Source organism: Gemmobacter nectariphilus DSM 15620 (assembly GCF_000429765.1).
Taxonomy (GTDB): Bacteria; Pseudomonadota; Alphaproteobacteria; order Rhodobacterales; family Rhodobacteraceae; genus Wagnerdoeblera; species Wagnerdoeblera nectariphila.
In genome coordinates this window covers 1-19,226 of sequence record NZ_AUCM01000007.1, presented here as the reverse complement: position 1 = coordinate 19,226, position 19,226 = coordinate 1, and the positions used below count along the sequence as shown (strand labels likewise).

The following is a 19,226-nucleotide window of genomic DNA, read 5'->3' as shown; positions in this document are numbered from 1 at the left end:
CATGATCCGCGCGCTTCACCGCTGGCCGGGGCTGGTTGCCCTGATCCTCGTGACCGTCCTTGCGCTGAGCGGTGCGGCGCTGTCGGTCTTTCCGGCGGCCGAACGTCTGGCGGCCCCGCAGCCCGTCGCAGGGCAAAGCGTGGCCGATCTGGCCGCCCGCGTGGCCGCCAGCCATCCGGGGCTGGAGGAAATCCGCCGGTCCCCTTCGGGCACGATCACGGCCTGGTGGTTCGACGGCGGCAAGCCCGGATCGGCGGTGATCGACCCGGCGACGGGGGTGACTGTCGGATCGGCCGACCCGAACCCGGTGGAACGCTGGCTGACCAATCTGCACCGCTCGCTGTTTCTGGGCGATGCCGGGCGGCTGGTGATGGCGGCGGAGGCTGCTGCGATGCTGGTGCTGGCCCTGTCGGGGGCGGCCCTGGTCGCCCGGCGCACAGGCGGCTGGAGACGCTGGTTCGCGCGCTTGCGCGGGCCGCTGGCCGGGCGGCTGCATGTGGAACTGGCGCGCGTCGCGGTCCTTGGCCTTGCGCTGTCGGCGGCTACTGCGCTGTGGATGACGGCCTCGACCTTTGACCTTCTGCCCGATGGCGCGGTGCGCCCGGCCGATCCTGCGGCGGTCAGCGGTCAGATGGCCTTTCCGCTGGACCGGATGGCCGCGCTGCGCGATGTGCCGGTCGATGGATTGCGCAAGCTTGGCTTTCCCTATGCCGGCGATGCGCAGGATGTGTTCACCCTGTCCACCGATGCCGGCACCGGCCTGATCGACCAGGGGACCGGCGATCTTGTGTCCTGGTCGGCGCTGACGCCGTGGCAGCAGGTGTCGGAAACCATCTACATGCTGCACACGGGTCAGGGCGCGGCGGTGCTGGGCCTGATCCTTGGCCTGATCGCGCTGAGCGTCCCGGTGATGGGCGTGACCGGCGCGCTGATCTGGGTCGCCGGGCGGCGTGGGCGGCCACGCCTTCGCGACAATGCCCCGGCGGGCCGTGCGGATACGGTGATCCTGGTCGGGTCCGAAGGTGGCAGCACCTGGGGCTTTGCCGCGACGCTGGCGCGCGCGCTGAAAGATGCCGGACAGGCGGTGCACATCGGGCCGATGTCGGCCTTTGACCCGGCCCGCCACCCCCGCGCGGACCGCATCCTGATCCTGGCCGCCACCTATGGCGAGGGCGATGCGCCTGCCTCGGCCAAGGGGTTTCTTGACCGGCTGGCGCAGATGACCGCGGCGCCGGCCGCCTCGCTGGCCGTTCTTGGCTTCGGCGATCGCAGCTTTCCGGCCTTCTGCGCCTATGCGGCCCAGATCGAGGCTGCCGCCCGTGCCAAGGGCTGGACCCCCCTTCTGCCCATGGACACGGTGGACCGCCAGTCGCCGCAGGACTTTGCGCGCTGGGGTCGGGCGCTGGGGCAGGCCCTTGGCCTGACGCTGGATCTGAACCATCAGCCCGACCGCCCCGCCGCCGACAGCCTGACCCTGCTCTCGCGCCGCGACTATGGCGAGGCGGTGCAGGCCCCGACCGCGATCCTGCGCTTTGCGCTGCCAAAGGCATCGTTCTGGGCGCGGCTGACCGGCCGGGGCTTTGCGCGGTTCCAGGCGGGCGATCTGCTGGGCATCCTGCCCCAGGGCTCGGCCGTGCCGCGGTTCTATTCGCTGGCCTCGGGCAGCCGCGACGGCTTTGTCGAAATCGTGGTGAAAAAGCACCCCGGCGGCCTGTGTTCGGGCCAATTGCTGGCGCTGGACCCCGGCGATCGCGTGCAGGCATTCGTGCGGCGCAACCCCGGCTTTCACGCCGGGCGCGGGCGGGCGCCGCTGATCCTGATCGGGGCGGGCACCGGGATCGGGCCGCTGGCCGGGATCATCCGCGCCAATGCCCGCCGCCGCCCGGTGCATCTGGTCTTTGGTCTGCGCGATCCGGACAGCGACTTTCTGTATCGCGATGATCTGACCGCCTGGACGGCGCAGGGGCGGCTTGCCCGCCTGTCCACAGCCGTCTCGCGCGCGGCAAGGCCGCGATACGTTCAGGATGCGCTGCGGGCCGAGGCCGCGCAGGTGGCCGAGGCGATCCGCGGTGGCGCCAAGGTCATGGTTTGCGGCGGGCGTGACATGGCACAAGGCGTGGCTTCGGCGCTTGAGGATATCCTTGCGCCCATGGGCCTGACGCCCGCGATGCTCAAGGCAGGGGGACGCTATGTCGAAGATGTCTACTGATCTGGTCCGCACCGCGCTGAACGGCCCCACCATGGGCACCCGCTGGAGCGCGCTGTTCTTTGCCCCGTCGGGTTTTGACCCGGGGCCCGTGCAGGCCGCCCTTCAGGCCGCCGTCGATGCGGTCGATGCCCAGATGTCCACCTGGAAGCCAGATAGCGACCTGATGCGCCTGAATGCGGCCCCCGTGGGGGACTGGCAGGACATTCCCGCCGATCTGGCGCGTGTTCTGGCGCTGGGGCTGGCCATCGGGCGCGCCTCGGGCGGGGCGTTCGATATCGGCATGGGTGATGCGGTGCGCGCCTGGGGCTTTGGTCCCGCAGCTGCCGATCCGGGCGCGATCCGCGCCGCGATGCAGGCCCCCCGCCGCCCGGCGCATGAGGTGCTGGACCTTGACGGCACCCTGGCGCGCAAGACCGCCCCTGTCGCGCTGGACCTGAACGGCATTGCCAAGGGCCATGGCGTGGACCGTCTGGCCAAGGTTCTGCAAGACCACGGCATCCGCGACGCGCTGGTCGGCATCGACGGCGAGATGCGCGCCATGGGTCTGCGCCCCGACGGCAGCCCCTGGACCATCGCCATCGAGGCCCCCGACCATAACCGCCGCGCGCCGCATTCCATCGTGACGCTTCAGGATGCCGCGGTGGCGACCTCGGGCGATTATCGCCACTGGGTCACGGTGCAGGGCCGCAATCTGTCTCACACGATGGACCCCGCGCGCGGGGCGCCTGTTCTTGCCCCGCCCGCCTCGGTTACCGTGATCGCCCCCACCTGCGCCGAGGCCGACGCCTGGGCAACCGCGCTGATGGTGCTGGGCCTGGAGGCGGGCGCGCGTCTGGCCCGGCAGGCCGGGCTCGACGCCCTGTTTCTTGCACGCGGCGAGGCAGGCCATGTGCAACGGCTTGGCATCGGGCGGCTTTTTGCGGACAAGCCCGCCCCGGCCGCCGGGGACTGAGCGCCCCGCACGGGCCGGGGCCCGCCCTTGCCGCAAACGCAAAAAGCTCCGCCGCATGAGCCGCCGCACCCATGCAGATATCCACATGGGGCATTGTCTTGGCCCGCGTCGTGCCCTCAAGCCTTGAGCTGGCCATCGCCGACCGTCCCGCCGGGCACGGCGATCTGCTGGCCGGGCGCTTGGGCCAGCCCTCAGGCCCGGATCGCGGACCAGCACATCTCGGCGATCCGGGCGCGTTCCGCCGCGTCCGGGGTGCGCCCCTCGGACCGGCGCCATTTCAGCGTGTTGCGGATGCCGCCGCCCAGAAAGGCGCCCAGATCCCCCGGCGCGAAATCCTTCAGCACGCCGGCGGCATGGGCCTCGGTCATCAGGCGGCTGGTGTAGCGGGTGACAGGGGCAAAGATGCGCTCCAGCTCTCCGGGCTGCATCGGCGGCACGCTGGACAGGTATTCGAACAGCACCGCCTGTTGCGGATCGGCCAGCACAAAGGCGATGTAATCGTCGATATAGCGCCGCACCCGCGCCTCGTGCGGGGTATCGGGGGCGTGGTCGACCACCACTGCGGCAACCATCCGTTCGGTCAGCCGGTCATAGATCGCGCGGACCATGTCATCCTTTGAATGGAAGTAATGGTAGATCGACCCGATCGCCACGCCAGCCTCTTTCGCCACCTCGGCCATCGAAAACTGCAGCCCGCTGCGCACGATCAGCGCCGAGGCGGCACTCAGGATCCGCTCGCGCCGGTCGATCACGGTTGCGTCCATCGAAATCTCCATCACAGGACCGAATGAATGTTCATTCGGTTGTCATGTTACGCCGCTATGCGTGCCCCTGTCAAAACCCGAAAGGGGCCGGAGCGGCAGAATCGCCCCACCCCGCAGCAGGAGCACCACCGTGACCACCGTGACTTTTGCGCATATCACCGACCTGCATGTCGGCGCCCCCGGCATGCAGGACGACCACCTGTATGCCGACACCACCGCCAACCTGCGCGCCGTTCTGGCCGACATTGCCGCGATGGACCCCGCGCCGTCCTTTGTGGTCGCCAGCGGCGATCTGACCAACCATGGCGAACCGGAAGCCTATGAAGTGCTCAAGGCGCTGATGGCCGAGGCGGGGCTGTCGATGCCTGTGCTGTATACCCTTGGCAACCATGACCGCCGCGACGGGTTCCACCGCGTGATGCACGGCCGGACCGAAGGGCTGGACCAGCCGGTCGACCATGCGGCGGTGATCGACGGGGTGCATGTGATCCTGGTCGACACCAGCGTTCCGGGCCGCGTCGGTGGCCATTTCGAGCCGGGCCAGCTGGACCGTCTGGCGGCGGAGCTGGCCGCGCATCCGGGCGTGCCGAAGCTGTTGGTGATGCACCATGCCCCGGCCCTGGATGCCGACCACCCGGACCTTGAATGGGAATCGCTGTCCTTTGCCGATACGGAGTTGCTGCGCGCGCTGCTGGACGGGCGCCGCGATGTGCTGGGGATCCTTTCGGGCCATATCCACTATGACCGCGTCAGCCACTGGCACGGCATTCCGGTCGTCGTCGGCATCGGCCAGCACGCCGCGACCGATCCGCTGCGCCTCGCGTCCGAATTTCGCATGCTGGCCGGCGCCTCGTTCGTCGTCGGCACGGTGCGCCCCTCGGGCCTTTCGGTGACCTTCGTGCCCCAGCCCTCGGACCGGCGCGAGCTGAAATCCGCCCCGATCGCCGCGTTGACCGCACTGATCCGCCAATACGAAGCCGCCGCCGCCGAATGATCCCTTGGAGAACCCCATGATCCGCAAGACCCTTGCCGGTGCCATGGCGTTGCTGGCCAGCACGGCCATCGGCGCGCAGGCGCAGACCATTCCTGCCACCGTCGATCAGCCGGTGACGATCACCTACTACAACTACAACCTGGCCTCGACCGGCAACGGCGCCGATGCGACGCGCCGGATGATCGCCGATTTCGAGGCCGCGAACCCCAACATCAAGGTCGAAGGCATCGGTGCCAGCTCGGCCGAGCTGACCAGCCGGGTGCAGGCCGACATTGCCGCGAACCGGGTGCCCGATGTGGTGCAGATGGTGTTCTCGGACCTGGCCTATGGCGTCGACAACCTGGGCGTCGTCGGGTTGGAGGATATCGTTCCGCAGGCCGAACTGGCCGCGCATTTCCAGGGCATGTCGCCCAAGGGGCTGAAGCTGGGCGTGCTGAACGGCAAGACCTATGGTCTGGCCTATACCTTCTCGACCCCGGTCCTGTTCTACAATGCCGACCTGTTCCGCAAGGCCGGGCTGAACCCCGACCAGCCGCCGAAAACCTGGGCCGAGGTCAAGGCCGCCGCGCTGGCGATCCGTGACAAGACCGATGCCGAAGGCATTGCCGCCGGCATCTTCGGCCCCTCGGCCGGTGACTGGCTGTTCCAGGGTGTCGTGCGGTCCAACAACGGCGCGATCCTGTCGGACGACCGCAAGACGCTGACCTTTGCCGAACCCGCCGCCGTCGAGGCCGTGGCCATGCTGCGCGATCTTTACGACAGCGAGGCCTATACCAACCTCGACGTCACCGCGGCGATGGAGGGCATGGCGGCCGGCACGATCGGCATGTATCTGCAAACCTCGGCCATTCAGGGCTTTCTGGTGCGCGGCGCCGAAGGCAAGTTCGACCTGCGCGCCACCACCATGCCCCGCTTTGGCGACAAGCCGCAGCGGCCGAACAATTCGGGCTCGGCGCTGGTGATCATGGCCAAGGATCCGGTGAAACAGCGCGCGGCGTGGGAGCTGATGAAGCACATGACCTCGAAAGAGGCCTATACGATCATCACCCGCGACATCGGCTATCTGCCGCTGCGGGCGGAAATCGTCGATGACCCGGCCTATCTGGGCGAATGGGTCAAGACCCATCCGCTGGTGCGCCCGAACCTGGAACAGCTGGAAATGCTGGAACCCTGGACCTCGTTCCCCGGCCCGAACTACCGCCAGATCCAGAAGATCATGATGGAAGGCGCCGAAATGGCCGTCTTTGGCGGCATGGACCCGGCCGAGGCGATGAAAGCCGCGCAGGACACCGCGCAGACCATGATGCCGAAGTGACCCATGCGGCCCGCGCCTTTCCCGGCGTGGGCCATCCCCCGATGGCAGGCAGACCCATGACCTCCACCCCCGTCGTCACCCCCACGGCCCCGCACCGACGCACCGGCCGCTGGCGGATTTCCCCATGGCTCTATCTGCTGCCGGCGCTGGCAACGCTGATCCTGTGGGTCTACTGGCCGCTGCTGGATGCGCTGCGGCTGAGCTTTTTCCAATGGAACATGGTTCCCGGCGCCCCCATGACCTTTGTTGGGCTGGAGAACTATCAGGCGATCTTTGCCTTGCCCAAGTTCTGGCAGGCGCTGCGCAATACCGGGGTCTATATCCTGGGCCTGCTGCCGCTGGCGGTGCTGGTGCCGCTGGCGATCGCCATCTACACCCATGACCTGCCGCCACGCGCGCGCAACATCTATCGCGCGGTGATCTTCGTTCCCATGATCATCGCCCCCGTGGTCGCCGCTGCCGTCTGGCGCTGGCTGCTGGACCCCGGCCACGGCATGGTGAACGAGGTGATCGGCCTGCTGGGCCACCGCCCCGTGCGGTTCCTGCAAGATCCGAAACTGGCGATCTGGACCATCATCGTGCTGACCGGCTGGAAGCTGATCGGCTTTTCCACGCTGATCTTTTCCGCCGCCAACGCCAACATCAACCCCAGCCTGATCGAGGCGGCGCGGATGGACGGCGCCGGCAAATGGCAGATCATCCGCGACATCCGTCTGCCCATGCTGCGCACCACCATCCTGTTCCTGACGCTGATGACGGTGCTATTGGGCGCGCAATGGAGCTTTGCCTATATCCACGTCCTGACGGGCGGGGGGCCGCTGGGGTCGACCACCAACATCTTCTACATCCTGTGGGATTTCGGCTTTTCCACCCTTTCCGTCGGCTGGAGCTCGGCCGCCGCGATCATCCTTTTCCTTGGCTTTGGCGGGGTGGCCTTTGTGCTGTTCCGCCTGATGGACAGGTATTCGTTCCATGACAGCTGATCTGACCCTGCGCCCTGCCGCACGCCTGACGCGGCCCCGCGCCGCGCCGCTGCGGCTGGACACGGCCATCGGCCATGCGGTCATGGTCATCCTGGCGGTGTTCTGCCTGTTCCCGGTCTACTGGATGATCGTCACCTCGCTGCGCCCGGCGAACGAGATTTTCGACGCGACGCTCTGGCCGACCAGCGCCTCGCTGGAGAATTACGCCCATGCGCTGCGCTCGATCCCGGTCTGGCGGATGCTGGCCAATACCTTTGCCGTCTCGGCGCTGGTGACGCTGGCGCAGGTGGTGACCGGGCTGCTGGCGGCCTATGCCTTTGCCCGCTGGCGGTTCCGGGGCGACCGGCTGGTCTATTCGATGATCGCGATGACCTGGCTGGTGCCGTTCCAGGTGGTGATGATCCCCAACTATCTGCTGGTCGCCAACATGGGCCTGCTGGACAGCCTGTCCGCGCTGATCATCCCGCATTTCGCCGGCGCGCTGGCGGTGCTGATGCTGGCGCAGGCCATGCGGTCCTTTCCCGCCGAGGTGATCGAGGCCGCCCGCATGGACGGCGCCGGCAACTGGCGCATCCTGTGGCAGGTGATCGCGCCCAACCTGCGCGGCACCATCGCCTCGCTGGCCATTCTGGTCTTCATTTCCACCTGGAACGAATATTTCTGGCCGCTGCTGCTGTCGCGTTCGCCGGAAAACAGCGTGATCCAGATCGGGATCCAGATGTTCATGACATCGGAAGGCACCGCCTGGGGCCCGCTGATGGCGGCGGCGACCATGGCCAGCCTGCCCATCCTGCTGATCTACATCGTCCTGCAACGGCAGGTCGTCCAATCCTTCATGAAATCGGGGATTCGCTGATGAACACCCATACACGCGATCTGCATGTGCCCGGCGGCTTCAATGTCCGCGATCTGGGCGGCTATTCTGGCCAGGCCGGGGAAACCCGCTGGCGCCGCATCCTGCGCTCGGGCGGGGTGCACCGCATCGGGGACGCGGGGGTCGAGGCGCTGCGCGCCCATGGCGTGACCGCCATTCTCGACCTGCACCATGCCGAGGAACACAGCACCCAGCCCAACCCGCTGCGCGCGGTGCCGGGGCTGGCCTTCCACGCGGTTTCCCTGTTCGAGGGGCTGGCACCCGACACGATGGCCGGGGGCGATGTGCTGCTGGATCTGTATCTGCTGGCGCTGGAAACCCGTGCCGCCGCCTTTGCCGAGGCGATGGAGGTGATCGCCGCGCATGATGATGGCGCGATCCTGTTCCATTGCTCGGCCGGCAAGGACCGCACCGGGCTGATCGCGGCGCTGCTGCTGTCGCTGGCCGGGGTGCCCGCCCAGACGATCATCGAGGATTACGCCCTGACCGCCCCCCGCATTGCCCCGCTGATCGCGCAGTTCCTGGCCGATGCGGAATCGCGGGGCACCCCGACCGAGGCCTATCAGCCCCTGCTGGCCTGCGATCCGGCGACCATGGCGGCGACGCTGGCGCATCTGGACAGCCGCCATGGCGGCGCCGCCGCCTATCTGGCCGCCGCCGGGGTCGCCCCTGAAACCCTGCGCCGCCTGACCGCGCGGCTTTCCGAGGATCTGTGATGGCCGATCTGAACATTTCCGGCGTCAAGAAGCTGTATGACGGCAAGCAGGTGCTGCATGGCATCGACATTGCCATTCAGGACGGCGCCTTTGTGGTGATCGTCGGCCCTTCGGGCTGCGGCAAGTCCACCCTGTTGCGGATGATCGCGGGGCTGGAGGATATCTCCGAAGGCGACATCGCCATCGGCGGGCAGGTGGTGAACGACATCGACCCTGCCGGGCGGGGCTGTGCCATGGTGTTCCAGAACTACGCGCTTTATCCCCATATGACCGTGCGCGAGAACATGGCCTATCCGTTGAAGATCGCCCGCCTGCCGCGAACGGAACGCGACCGCCGCGTGGCCGAGGCGGCGGCGATCCTGGACCTGACGCCCTATCTGGACCGCCGCCCCGCGCAGCTGTCGGGCGGACAGCGCCAGCGGGTCGCCATGGGCCGCGCCATCGTGCGCGAGCCCCAGGTGTTCCTGTTCGATGAACCGCTGTCAAACCTCGATGCCAAGCTGCGCGTCACCATGCGGATCGAGATCCGCCGCCTGCACCGGCGCCTGAACGCCACGTCCATCTTCGTCACCCACGATCAGGTCGAGGCGATGACGCTGGCCGACATGCTGGTCGTGATGAACGGCGGCCATGTCGAACAGATGGGCACGCCGGTCGAGATCTACCGCCGCCCGGCCTCGACCTTTGTTGCCGGGTTCCTGGGGGCGCCGGCGATGAACCTGATGCCCGCGCGGGTGCAGGGCGGGCGCGTGGTGCTGGAGGGCGCGGGCGGCCATGCGCTGACGGTTCCGGGGCTGGCGATCCCCGAAGGCACCGCCTTTACCCTGGGGGTCCGGCCCGAAGAGATCGAGGTTGCCCGCTCGGCCCCGCTGATGGCCCAGGTCGATCTGGTCGAGGAACTGGGCGGCAGCCGCATTGCCTGGGTCGCGGCGGCGGGGCAAGAGCTTGCGGTGATGCTGCCCCGCGATCTGGCGGATACGCCGGTCAGTCGGCTGGGTCTGGTGCTGCCTGCGGGGGCGTTGCACGCCTTCGATCTGGCCAGCGGCAAGCGGATTGCCCTGACCCTGGCCGAGGCCGCGGCATCACAACGCGCCGCGGTGGCGGTGGCCTGATCGCAAACCCCCGTGGTCCCCGGTCGGGACGACGGGGGCCAGCGCGATCTGACGTCCGGGAATACCGTCTCGCCCTCGGCTTGCAGGCGGATGTCGAAACGGTATTGCCCAGGGCCGATGCGGCGGGCCAGCAGGGTTTCGCGCCGGTGGACCTGTTCGATCGGGGCCGTCACCCGGTCTGCGGCGCTGTCCTCGTCCTCGACATACATCCGGGTGATCAGGCGCGGGGAAAGCGCGCGGCCAAAGACCGACACCTGGATATGCGCCGGGCCGCCTTGGTGCAGCCGGCGGCCGAGCGGCTGGACGAATTCGACCACGCGCAACGGGCCACGGTGATCCGCGCCTGCCGGGAATGCCCCTCGCCGGCCGCCGCCGTATCCCGCGAGGAAAAGACCAGCCGGAACGGTTCAGACCGCCTGCGGAAGTATCCTGCAAGGTTCGGGCTGGATTGGGCCAGAGTGGTTTCACGGTAGGTCGGCAGGCCGAAGGCGGTCTAGCCGCGCAGCGGGCACCGGCCTTGGGCATTGGCGCGGATCAACGGCTGGCGATGGACCTCAATCCACGGTTTCCGCGATTTCCAGCAGATCGAGCGGCGGGAAGATGCCGATCTCGCGGGCGAGCTGGGTGTTGATGGTGATCGCGAAATCCTGCATCCGGGCCACCGGCAGCGTTCCCGGCACGGCCTGTTCGAACAGGATCTGATGGGCGAGCTTTCCCGCCAACCGCCCGACATCACGATACCGGGCCGCAACCGATATCAACGCATCGCCCTTGCGGATCATGTCCTCGTAGGGGCTGATCACGGGCATTCGCGCCGCGATCGCCGCATCGCGCAGCACGGCGCTCTGGGCCTGGAGGAACGAGGAGCTGCCGACATAGACGAATTCGACCCCGGCAGCCTTGAGCGCCTGCAGGCCGCTTGCGATATCCTTCGGGTCGGGATGGCCGTCAGAGCCCAGAGCAAGCTCGACGGCGGTAAATTCAAGCCCCTGTTGCGCAGCCAGCGCGGCCATTTCATCACGCTTGACGATCGAGTTCCGTTCGTCGGCATGAAACAGCAGGCCCAGATGCCGAAAGCCCGGCATATAGCTGCGGATCGTCTGCAAGGTCACCGTTTCCGGCATCCGGTTGTAGGTGCCGGTGATATTCGCGCGTCCGGTCGTGTCCAGCGATTGCACCACGCCGGCGCCCACCGGATCGGCAACGATCATGAAGATCTGCGGGATGTCATGGTTGAACTGGGGCGCTGCCAGATCGGACATCGTTCCGGCTATGCCGATTGTCGCGCTGGTCCCCCAGGTCAGGATCAGATCCGTGCCGGTCCGGCGCGCCTCGTCCAGAAACCCGGGAAGGCGGGCCTTGTCCTGCGCGGCATCCCGGATGGCGACGTCGATCGGATTGCCGGTTTCGCGCAGATAGTCCTGGAATCCCTGGCAAGCCTCTTCGCAGCCGCGCCAGGCGATGATCATCACCTGTGCGGCCTGCACCGGGACAAATGGCCAGAACATGGCCGCCGCAAACAGGGCCCCGCGCCAGATCCTCGGGTTCATTGCGGCGTCCTCCCGCTGCGCCGGGATGCCCGGTCGACGATCCCGGCCAAGATTGCCCCCATGAGAACCATCAAGGCAAGCGCCTTGACGATCTCTGCGGTCGAGACCTGGGCTTGAGCGATCGTTGTCAGCAAGAGCCCGGTCAGCGCGCCCAGCCGTTCGGCAATGCGGAACCGCGACAGCCCGATCCCTGCCCCCTGTGCCATCCGGGTTACAAGCGCCAGCAAGGGGCCACGCAACAGGGCGTGACCAATGCCGACTGCTGCCGTCCCGATCACCATCGCGCCGATCCCGTCATGCCTGGACAGCGCGATGAATGCGCCTGCGACCACAAGCGCGCCAACGCCAAGCGCCAGCCAGCGGCTGCCATCGTCGCGGGCCGATCTGGTCACCAGTCCGCCAAGCATGATCTGGGCAAGGTAATAAAGCATGATCACCCGTGCGGTCTCGGACGTGTCTGCCCCCAGCCGGACAAGTTGCAATGGGGCCAGATACCAGACGAAGACCGCCGTCACGAGGTTCAGCGGAATGGCCACACCGATCGTCAGCGCCAGATAGCGCCGGCGGGCATGGGGCACGGCCGGGGCCTGCGCCGGCGCCGCGCCTTGCGTCATGCGCCCGCCGGCCGGGGTCATCGTGACATATCCGCTGGCACCCCCTGCCAGCACCAGCAGGGCGCCCATGCCGATGGCAAGTGCGAATCCGAAGTGCTGGGCCAGAACGCCGCCAAGCACAGAGCCACAGAAGGTTCCGCCATAGATCATCGCAAGAAAGGTGCCCGAGGCCTGCGAAACCTCGTCCCGATTTCCCGACCTGAGCGCATATTCCTGACACGAGATCGAGGCGATCGCATAGCCAATCCCCACGCCGCCGCGCGCCAACGCGATCCACAGCACATCAGAGGCCAGGGCCATGATCATCAGCGAAACCATTGTCGGCAGCGTTGCCAGCGCGAACAGCCGGCTTGCCCCCCATCGCGCGACCAGTCGGGCGCCAAAGGGCGAGACGACCATGACCGCGACCAGATAGCAGGCCAGCGGCAGCGCGGCCGCGAGATTGTCGGTCAGCCAGCCGGGCCGCGCCGCGTCCAGCGCGTAGACCGGCAGGAACGAGGCGGCGATCTCGGTGCCCGCGACAAAGACGAACAATGCGAAACGGATGTCCACCAGTTCGGCGAACCGGAGCACCGGCAAGGAGACGGCCCCGCGCTGCGCGGCAGCCGAATAGCCGTTCAACCGCCGCGCCAGCCGCCTGAACAGCCCTATGCCGGCCGGGCGGATGACATGCGTGTAGACCCCGACGCGCTGCATGGTCAGCAGGCCGTTGATACCGCTCAGAGGCTTCCAGATCGAGGCCGCCGCGATGGCCAGCGCCAGTTCAACCCCGGCCAGCAGCACCGCCAGCGCCAGAACCGACACGTCGAGCAGCACATTGCGCAGCCGCGTCTCGGCAAACTGGGCCGAACCTGTGACCGTGACGGCCCCCGCCATGTCATTCCTGACAAGGATGGGCAGGGAAAAGGTTGCCGCCTCGACCCCCAGCCGCGCATCCAGACCGATCCGGCTCAGCAGGGTGGGGCGGATTTCATTGGCAGCCTCGGCCACCAGGACGCCGCGCCGGCTGACCACGGCAAGGTGCTGAATCTCGGGGAACTGGCCGATCGTCGTGGCCAGATACTTGTCCAGTCCGGCAATCGCTTCGACCGGAATGCCCGTTGCCACGCTCTGCTCGACCTTGGCGCGGATGATATCGCCGATCAGCCGGGTGCGCTGGTGCAATTCGGGCGATATGGCGCGGTCAAAGGACACCAGTGTGACCATGCTGAACAGCAGGACCGTCACACTGATGAACACGGTCAGAACCGCCAGCATGCGGGCGCGGACATGCGGCGCGTCGGTGATCGCGCTGCGGTCAGGCATGATCGTTCCCATGTCCTGGCGCCTGGCGCCGAAACCGCAGATGCGCCTCACGCAGGGCGGTGCCCAGCGATGGCTCGTGCGGGTCGGGACAGGCGTCGGCCTGCTTGCGCCAGATGTCGGATTCGAACGCCTCGATCTGCTGCTCGACCATGCGAAATGCCGAGATCTGGGGACGCAGGAAGAACCACAGGCCCAATCCCGAGAGCCCCGCCATCGCCGCCCAGATGAGCGCGGCCGATGTCAGCAGTTCCGCAGCCATGGCGCGGGTCCGGATCATGCTGCCGGCCCGATCGATCTCGACCGTCACCGAGCCGACGCGCTGATCCTGGCTGCCAAGCAGCCGGACCGAGCTGAACAGATGTTCACCATCCAGCCAGGACCATCGCGCACGATCGCCCGGGGGCATCTGCAGGCTTGTGCCTTCAACCGCCTTGTCGGTCGAGCGAACCACCCGGCCTGCGGCATCGGCGACATGGATGCCGACGATGGCATTGTCGCTTTGCCGGGCGCGTTCCAGCAGGGCGTCGGCATTGCGCACCCCGCCAAGCGGCATCCCGATGCGTGCGGCCGTCTGGAACGGGACGGCCGTGACTTCGGCCAGAACGGCAAGGCGTTCGTGCAGCAAGGTGATCTGGATTTGCTTGAAGTTCAGGATTGCAAGCCAGACGAAACCCGCGATCACCAGGGCCAGGATACCTGCGGCCACAGCCCAGAGCCGGACGAAGACCGCCATCGTCAAGGCCTCCGGACGATCAGGCGAAGGGCAGGAACGGACGCGTGTGGAAACATGCGATAGACACGGACTTGGAGGGAACAGCAGGCACTCGCCCGGATGCAACCGATCTGCAAGGCCGGGCACGATTTTACTGACGGCGCACCCTGAAATTCGTTCCACAAGAACGCGGCGGACATGGTCTTGTCAATCCCGCGCGACAAACGGGCAGCATCAGACCCGCGGCACATCCGCGGCGGATCGCAGGCAGAACCTGCCGGCGCTGACCGTCATCACCCTGAAGGGCCGAGGCGCTAATATCGCTGGACACCGCAAGCAGCCAGCATGGGGCCGGCAACAAGCGGGTTCTTCCTGATCAGCATGGAGATCAGGTTGGGGCTATAGCGCTGTTGGCCGAGGTCCGGCATCACGTTGTCCAGGCTTGTTTCAACACAGGCGCACTGGCTGGACGGCCGGTCCAGTGCACAGGATCGCGCGAACAGCGACGCACGGTTCCAGCCGTTGACAGTATCGCGCGTTGCCAGGTCGCCCAGCGTTTCCAGAACCTTTTTCAGATAGGGCATGTCGCAGGGCATATCCTTGGCAATCTCGGCGCCAAGGGCATAGAGGCCCGCGTTCTGCATCTGGCTTTGCATCGTCTGCCCAAGGCCGCCGGTTGCATATTCCGTGCCCATTGAACGCGATGCGCTCTTCAGCACCGAACCGATGATCCGGGCCTTGGTGCCAGGGTCGAATTGCGCGGCGCACTTATCCAGCGCAGCATGTGCAAAGCCGCCGAACACCGACATGCTGTCACCATCCAGTGCCGCCATCCGGCCAGAGGTCAGAGCCTCGAACCGTGCCGATTGCCCGCCAAGCCACCCAGGGGTGACAACACCCGCCATGCGCTGTCGGGCGCGGGCAACCCGTGCCTCGGCACGGCTCGCGATGGCGGCTTTCTCGAAGATATCAAGCCGCTGCGCAGCGGGTTGCAGCGTCGCCCAAAGCGCCTCGGCCTGAACATGCGCCAGCTGCGGTGCAAGCGCACTCAGTTGCGTGATCATCGCTTCGGGTGTGTCCGCCTGGCCGATCGTGCCCGCCTGCGCAAGGTGAACGCTGGCGGCTTCTGTCTGCGAGAGGACCCCGGCAATTCTGGGTTCAACGCCGGGTTTGCCCAGTCTGCCCGGGAATTTCGGTGTTCCCGCGCGCGCAACGCTGCCCCGGATCTTCCCGATGGCCGCGATGTCAACCACGTTGTCAAAAGCCTTCGACCAGACGATCGTGTCGAACTCGGTGCTTGTCAGAAGGCAAAGTTCGGCCAGCGCGACAAATCGGTCGGCCCCCATGGCCCGGACGGACGGTGCCGCCAGTGCGGCGCGTGCGGCGGCCGAGGTTTCCTCGAACCCGGCAAACGCTGGATAGAACGCCTCCTTGAGCCGTCGGGTGGCATTATAGGCGGCGACACCCGCATCCAGCGCCGTGCCGATATGGGTCTGACATACCCTGTCCAGCGGGTCTTTCTGGTCGGTGGGGCGCCGGAACAGCAACCCGGTTCCCCCGGCGACATGCAGGAGAAGGGCGTCGCCATAGGGTGTCGCGCCAATCTCTCGCGGGACTTTGCCCGCAAAAAGGGATCGGTCGGTTGCCTGCAGCTTCTCGAACTGCAGGGTCTTGCTGTCAAACGTGGCAAGGGCAAGGCGATCGGTCTTGCCGCGGAACGATGCCGTGGCCGCAAAGACGACCGTGGACGATGGCGTTTCAGCCTGCCCGATCGAGATGCTGACATGTTCCGCCGAATTCTTGGTCAGAACGACCCCGTCCCAGTCGCCAAGCAGCGACATGAAGGGCGTCACCGGCACCGAACGTGACACCGGGGTGCCGGCGTCCGTGGACACCCGCTTCAGGTTCATGCTGCAGGACAGCGTGTCGACCAGCTGTCCGGTCATGCGGTCCCCCACTGGGTAGAGCCGCATTTTCAGCGCATCCACCTTGGCGCCCGTCACCTGCGCCTGCGGATCGGACTCGAACTCTGGACGGCGCATGTTCGCGTTCATCCGGACGGTGCCGGCGAAATCCCGACTGGGTGCGCCCAAGAGGCGCGACGCCCCCGCAAGCACGACCGCCGCGCTCAGCCCGTCTCCCTTGGCATCGGGGAATACCCTCAGCTCCACGTTCAAAGGCCCGGTCAGGCAGGTTGCCTTGCCCTCCCACAGGCCAATGGTTGCGTCGCGCGTTTCCTGCAGCGCGGCAAGCAGCTCCGGTTTCAGCTTGCGTCCGTTCTGGTCGGCGTCGGCCGTGATCGGGGGCGTTGGTCCGCGCGGCGCCGGCGCGACTGGCCTGCCCGCCGTTGCGGGAACTGGCAGAGCGTTGCTGGCCCTTGGGGCGAGATCCGTAACAGATTTGTCCGCCGGCTGAAGGCTGACCGTCACCGGGCCACAATTGTTCAACCCGGTATCCAGGACAAGGGTGTCAGATTGAGCGGGCCCCATCAACTTCAGCGGGCCATATCCTGGCGGCCGTTCGATCCAGGAGCCGGGGTTGACGACAAGACGCTCACCTTCCCTGATCCGCGCATTGACCCGGTATGACCCTTTTACAGGCCGCGCATCGCCGCGCTGCGCCCCGGAAAACGCAAAGACGCCGACAAGGCGCGCATCGTCCTGCGTTTCCATGGTCAGGCTGGCCAGCATATCGCCGCCGTTGCAACGATAGCCACCAACCCAATGCCCGGCCAGGCTATCGGCAGTGATCTGCGCATGGGCGGGTATCGTCAGTGGCACCACGGCCAGCGCAACGCCTGCGGCGAAAGCGGCCATCGTCTTGAGGGCGGCGCGTGGCCATGCATGAAACCTGGCCGGCGACAGTCGGAAATTGGTCATGAACGTTTCCCTGAGCTCACGCCAGAGCGCGCTACGAAAAACAGCCTTTCTGGAAAAGCAGCGGCGGTCAGCACCGCTGGTCCATCGAGGCCGCCAGTTCTGCAAAGCCCGTCGTGTCGAAAATCAGCGTGGCATCATCGCCGGAGATGTTGCGCGCTCGAAGAACCACGCGGTTCGCTCCGGCAAGTTTCCTGCGGAACTCGGCGGCCGTCCAGGTCAGGGACAAGGGCGCGGCACCAAGCCGTTCCATCATCGTCTGGCCGATCTGCAGCATTGATCCTGTGGCCGGGTTCATCGCGCTGGTTCGTGTCTGGTCCGTCGAAAGCGGCCAACCATAGTCGGCCGGCTGCCCGGTGCCAAAGCGGACGGTGACCCGCGCGATCGCAACCTTGCCATCGGGATAGGCGTTCCGGATCGGAACCCCCCAATGGATCGTTGGCCATAGCTGGCGATCCTTGCCGCAGAAAAAGCGCAGCTGGGGTTGCTGCCTGACGCCATCGGCCTGGATTGGCTGTCCGACAAGGGCCGGCTTGGCTCTGTCCGTCATCGGATCGATGGTTTCGCTCAATTGCCACAGGCCGTTTGACACGGGTCCACGCGTCGCTGCGGGTGGAGGGGTCGGGGGTTTGGCCGCCTTTGCAGCCTTCTTGGCCGCGACCTTGCGTTCCCAGTCTTGCTTGAGCTGTGCGATAGGCGCCGTGTTCGCTGGAAGCGCCATATTCAGGATACGGTATGTGCCAACGCCGGCCGTCGCGCGCTGTTTGGCCGCCGCAGTATAGAACATCGACAGATCGCGCCGGCTGTCCATCTGTATCGTATCCTTGCTGGCGCGGGCCACACGAACACCGGCCGATCGCGCAAGCGCGGGGGAGTCGAATTGATAGACCTTTGCGGACTCTCCGCTCAACTCGACCAGCGCATAGCCGAAATTTCCCTTGGAAAGCCGCGCCTCGACGACATGCAGGACACCCGGTTCGACATTGAGCCGCGCAAACTGCAGCGACGTGTGACTGTCATCTCCCCATTTGTAGCGATAGCGTTTGCCATCCCAGGCATAGGCGGTCGGGGTGTCGCTCTGACTGACGATGACAACCTGATCCGGCAGCACCCTTGCCGTCAAATCCTCGCCAAGCAGCGATTGGTCGGAAATCACACAGCCCGCGAGGATGAACATGAACGGCAGGAGTCTGAGCAACAACTTCAAATACTCCTGATCGGCAGGCCAGGTTCTGTTGGCAGGGGTCGTCTGAATAATCCGGTGAATGCTTTCCGGTATGCTGATCAGACCCCCAGAGCTTTGGCAAATCGAAAACACATATGTCAAAGTCAACTATCCGGTCGTTGCGAGAGCGCCATCGCCGGCAGCGGCACTGGTTGAACGGCATCTGCGCATGGGCAAGCCTTGGCCAAGCTGTGTCGTTTCTGCGGTGCCGCATCAGGCTGCGAAAGGCATGGGCAACCAGGGCAGATGTCACGGCCCGGTCGTTGCGTTTGCGATCCGAGGCCGCTTCAGGATTGCATGAGCCGCCTTCAAGACGATGCCTCTGCGTTGCCGAGCATCGATGCCTTGCATCGCCTTGATGTTGACCTGTCGAGACGGCTTCAGGCCGATCCGCGCGCGCGCAGGGCCGGTGCGATGCACCGGCCCCGATGGCCGTGTTCGGGCGCCTGTGTCTCTGGGCCGCCCGCCGCGCTGTTACAAGATCAGATCGCTGGCCAGGATCTCGACGCCCGACGACAGCTGGATGCGATAGTCGCCCGAGCCGTTCCCGTCGAAGTCGATGACCAGCCGGTCGGTGCCAGGCGCATAGCGCATCTCGGCGGCCCCGGTGGCCGAGAAGGCGGCGGTTCCGACAAAGCTCAGCGCCAGCGCCGACAGGTCGATCTGGTCGAGGCCCTGTTCGAAGTCGGTGATGATCATCTGCGGCTGCCCGCCATAGCTGCCGGCCGGCACGTTCAGCACGAAGGTATCGGCCCCCGCACCGCCGGTCAGCGTATCCCGGCCCAGGCCGCCATCCAGCGTGTCGCTGCCGCCGCCACCGAACAGCGCATCATTGGCCGCGCCGCCCTCCAGCAGGTCATCGCCGTTGCCGCCGTCCAGCGTGTCGTTGCCGTTGCCGCCATAAAGCGTGTCGGCCCCGATCCCGCCATCCAGCAGGTCATTGCCATTGCGGCCGTCCAGCTTGTCGTTGCCGTTGCCACCATACAGCGTATCGGCCCCCGCCCCGCCATTCAGCAGATCGCCCC

16 protein-coding genes are annotated in these 19,226 nt (G+C 66.6%); 9 read left to right on the top strand and 7 right to left on the bottom strand.

The window, feature by feature from the left end:
* Position 1: 1 nt before the first annotated feature.
* Positions 2-2,209, top strand: coding sequence for a PepSY domain-containing protein (locus G481_RS0108330; RefSeq protein WP_028029632.1), 2,208 nt, complete (start codon positions 2-4; stop codon positions 2,207-2,209).
* Entirely contained in the window at positions 2,190-3,161 is a 972-nt protein-coding gene (locus tag G481_RS0108325) for an FAD:protein FMN transferase (RefSeq protein WP_028029631.1), read from the top strand. Before G481_RS0108330 ends, G481_RS0108325 begins: the two co-directional genes overlap by 20 nt.
* Before the next feature lie 191 nt (positions 3,162-3,352).
* On the opposite strand, the gene G481_RS0108320 is transcribed toward G481_RS0108325, so the two are convergent.
* Positions 3,353-3,925: a TetR/AcrR family transcriptional regulator gene (locus tag G481_RS0108320; RefSeq protein WP_028029630.1), complete on the bottom strand. Its 573-nt coding sequence runs from the start codon at positions 3,923-3,925 to the stop codon at positions 3,353-3,355.
* A 130-nt stretch (positions 3,926-4,055) separates the two neighbouring features.
* Here G481_RS0108320 and G481_RS0108315 point away from each other — a divergent pair, with 130 nt between their 5' ends.
* The 7 genes from G481_RS0108315 (at position 4,056) to G481_RS0108285 (ending at position 10,392) form a co-directional block, all read left to right on the top strand.
* Entirely contained in the window at positions 4,056-4,919 is an 864-nt protein-coding gene (locus tag G481_RS0108315) for a metallophosphoesterase (RefSeq protein ID WP_028029629.1), read from the top strand.
* Positions 4,920-4,935: 16 nt separating this feature from the next.
* Positions 4,936-6,234: an ABC transporter substrate-binding protein gene (locus tag G481_RS0108310; protein WP_028029628.1), complete on the top strand. Its 1,299-nt coding sequence runs from the start codon at positions 4,936-4,938 to the stop codon at positions 6,232-6,234.
* Between the two features lie 56 nt (positions 6,235-6,290).
* Positions 6,291-7,217: a carbohydrate ABC transporter permease gene (locus G481_RS0108305; RefSeq protein WP_028029627.1), complete on the top strand. Its 927-nt coding sequence runs from the start codon at positions 6,291-6,293 to the stop codon at positions 7,215-7,217.
* Positions 7,207-8,073, top strand: coding sequence for a carbohydrate ABC transporter permease (locus G481_RS0108300; protein WP_084450736.1), 867 nt, complete (start codon positions 7,207-7,209; stop codon positions 8,071-8,073). Before G481_RS0108305 ends, G481_RS0108300 begins: the two co-directional genes overlap by 11 nt.
* Positions 8,073-8,807 carry a tyrosine-protein phosphatase gene (locus G481_RS0108295; RefSeq protein WP_028029625.1) on the top strand — a complete coding sequence of 245 codons (735 nt, stop codon included), beginning with the start codon at positions 8,073-8,075 and terminating at the stop codon, positions 8,805-8,807. The genes G481_RS0108300 and G481_RS0108295 overlap by 1 nt, the downstream gene beginning before the upstream one ends.
* Positions 8,807-9,919 (top strand): sn-glycerol-3-phosphate ABC transporter ATP-binding protein UgpC, encoded by a 1,113-nt coding sequence (gene ugpC / locus G481_RS0108290; RefSeq protein ID WP_028029624.1) that lies wholly within the window; start codon positions 8,807-8,809, stop codon positions 9,917-9,919. Before G481_RS0108295 ends, ugpC begins: the two co-directional genes overlap by 1 nt.
* Positions 9,920-10,065: 146 nt before the next feature.
* Positions 10,066-10,392 (top strand): hypothetical protein, encoded by a 327-nt coding sequence (locus G481_RS0108285; protein WP_154664556.1) that lies wholly within the window; start codon positions 10,066-10,068, stop codon positions 10,390-10,392.
* An 81-nt stretch (positions 10,393-10,473) separates the two neighbouring features.
* Here the strand turns inward: G481_RS0108285 and G481_RS0108280 are convergent, their stop codons facing one another.
* The 6 genes from G481_RS0108280 to G481_RS23225 all read right to left on the bottom strand — a co-directional run.
* Positions 10,474-11,469: an ABC transporter substrate-binding protein gene (locus tag G481_RS0108280; protein WP_051294387.1), complete on the bottom strand. Its 996-nt coding sequence runs from the start codon at positions 11,467-11,469 to the stop codon at positions 10,474-10,476.
* Positions 11,466-13,388, bottom strand: a complete 1,923-nt coding sequence (locus tag G481_RS0108275) for an MFS transporter (protein WP_035025552.1) — start codon at positions 13,386-13,388, stop codon at positions 11,466-11,468. Before G481_RS0108275 ends, G481_RS0108280 begins: the two co-directional genes overlap by 4 nt.
* Entirely contained in the window at positions 13,381-14,121 is a 741-nt protein-coding gene (locus G481_RS0108270) for a hypothetical protein (protein WP_028029620.1), read from the bottom strand. Before G481_RS0108270 ends, G481_RS0108275 begins: the two co-directional genes overlap by 8 nt.
* A gap of 293 nt (positions 14,122-14,414) precedes the next feature.
* Positions 14,415-16,979 (bottom strand): hypothetical protein, encoded by a 2,565-nt coding sequence (locus tag G481_RS0108265; RefSeq protein ID WP_028029619.1) that lies wholly within the window; start codon positions 16,977-16,979, stop codon positions 14,415-14,417.
* A 67-nt stretch (positions 16,980-17,046) separates the two neighbouring features.
* Positions 17,047-18,309, bottom strand: coding sequence for a hypothetical protein (locus G481_RS0108260; protein WP_161630514.1), 1,263 nt, complete (start codon positions 18,307-18,309; stop codon positions 17,047-17,049).
* A gap of 366 nt (positions 18,310-18,675) precedes the next feature.
* Positions 18,676-19,226, bottom strand: a 551-nt coding sequence (locus G481_RS23225; protein WP_035025549.1) for a calcium-binding protein, incomplete at its 5' end; no start/stop codon positions are given.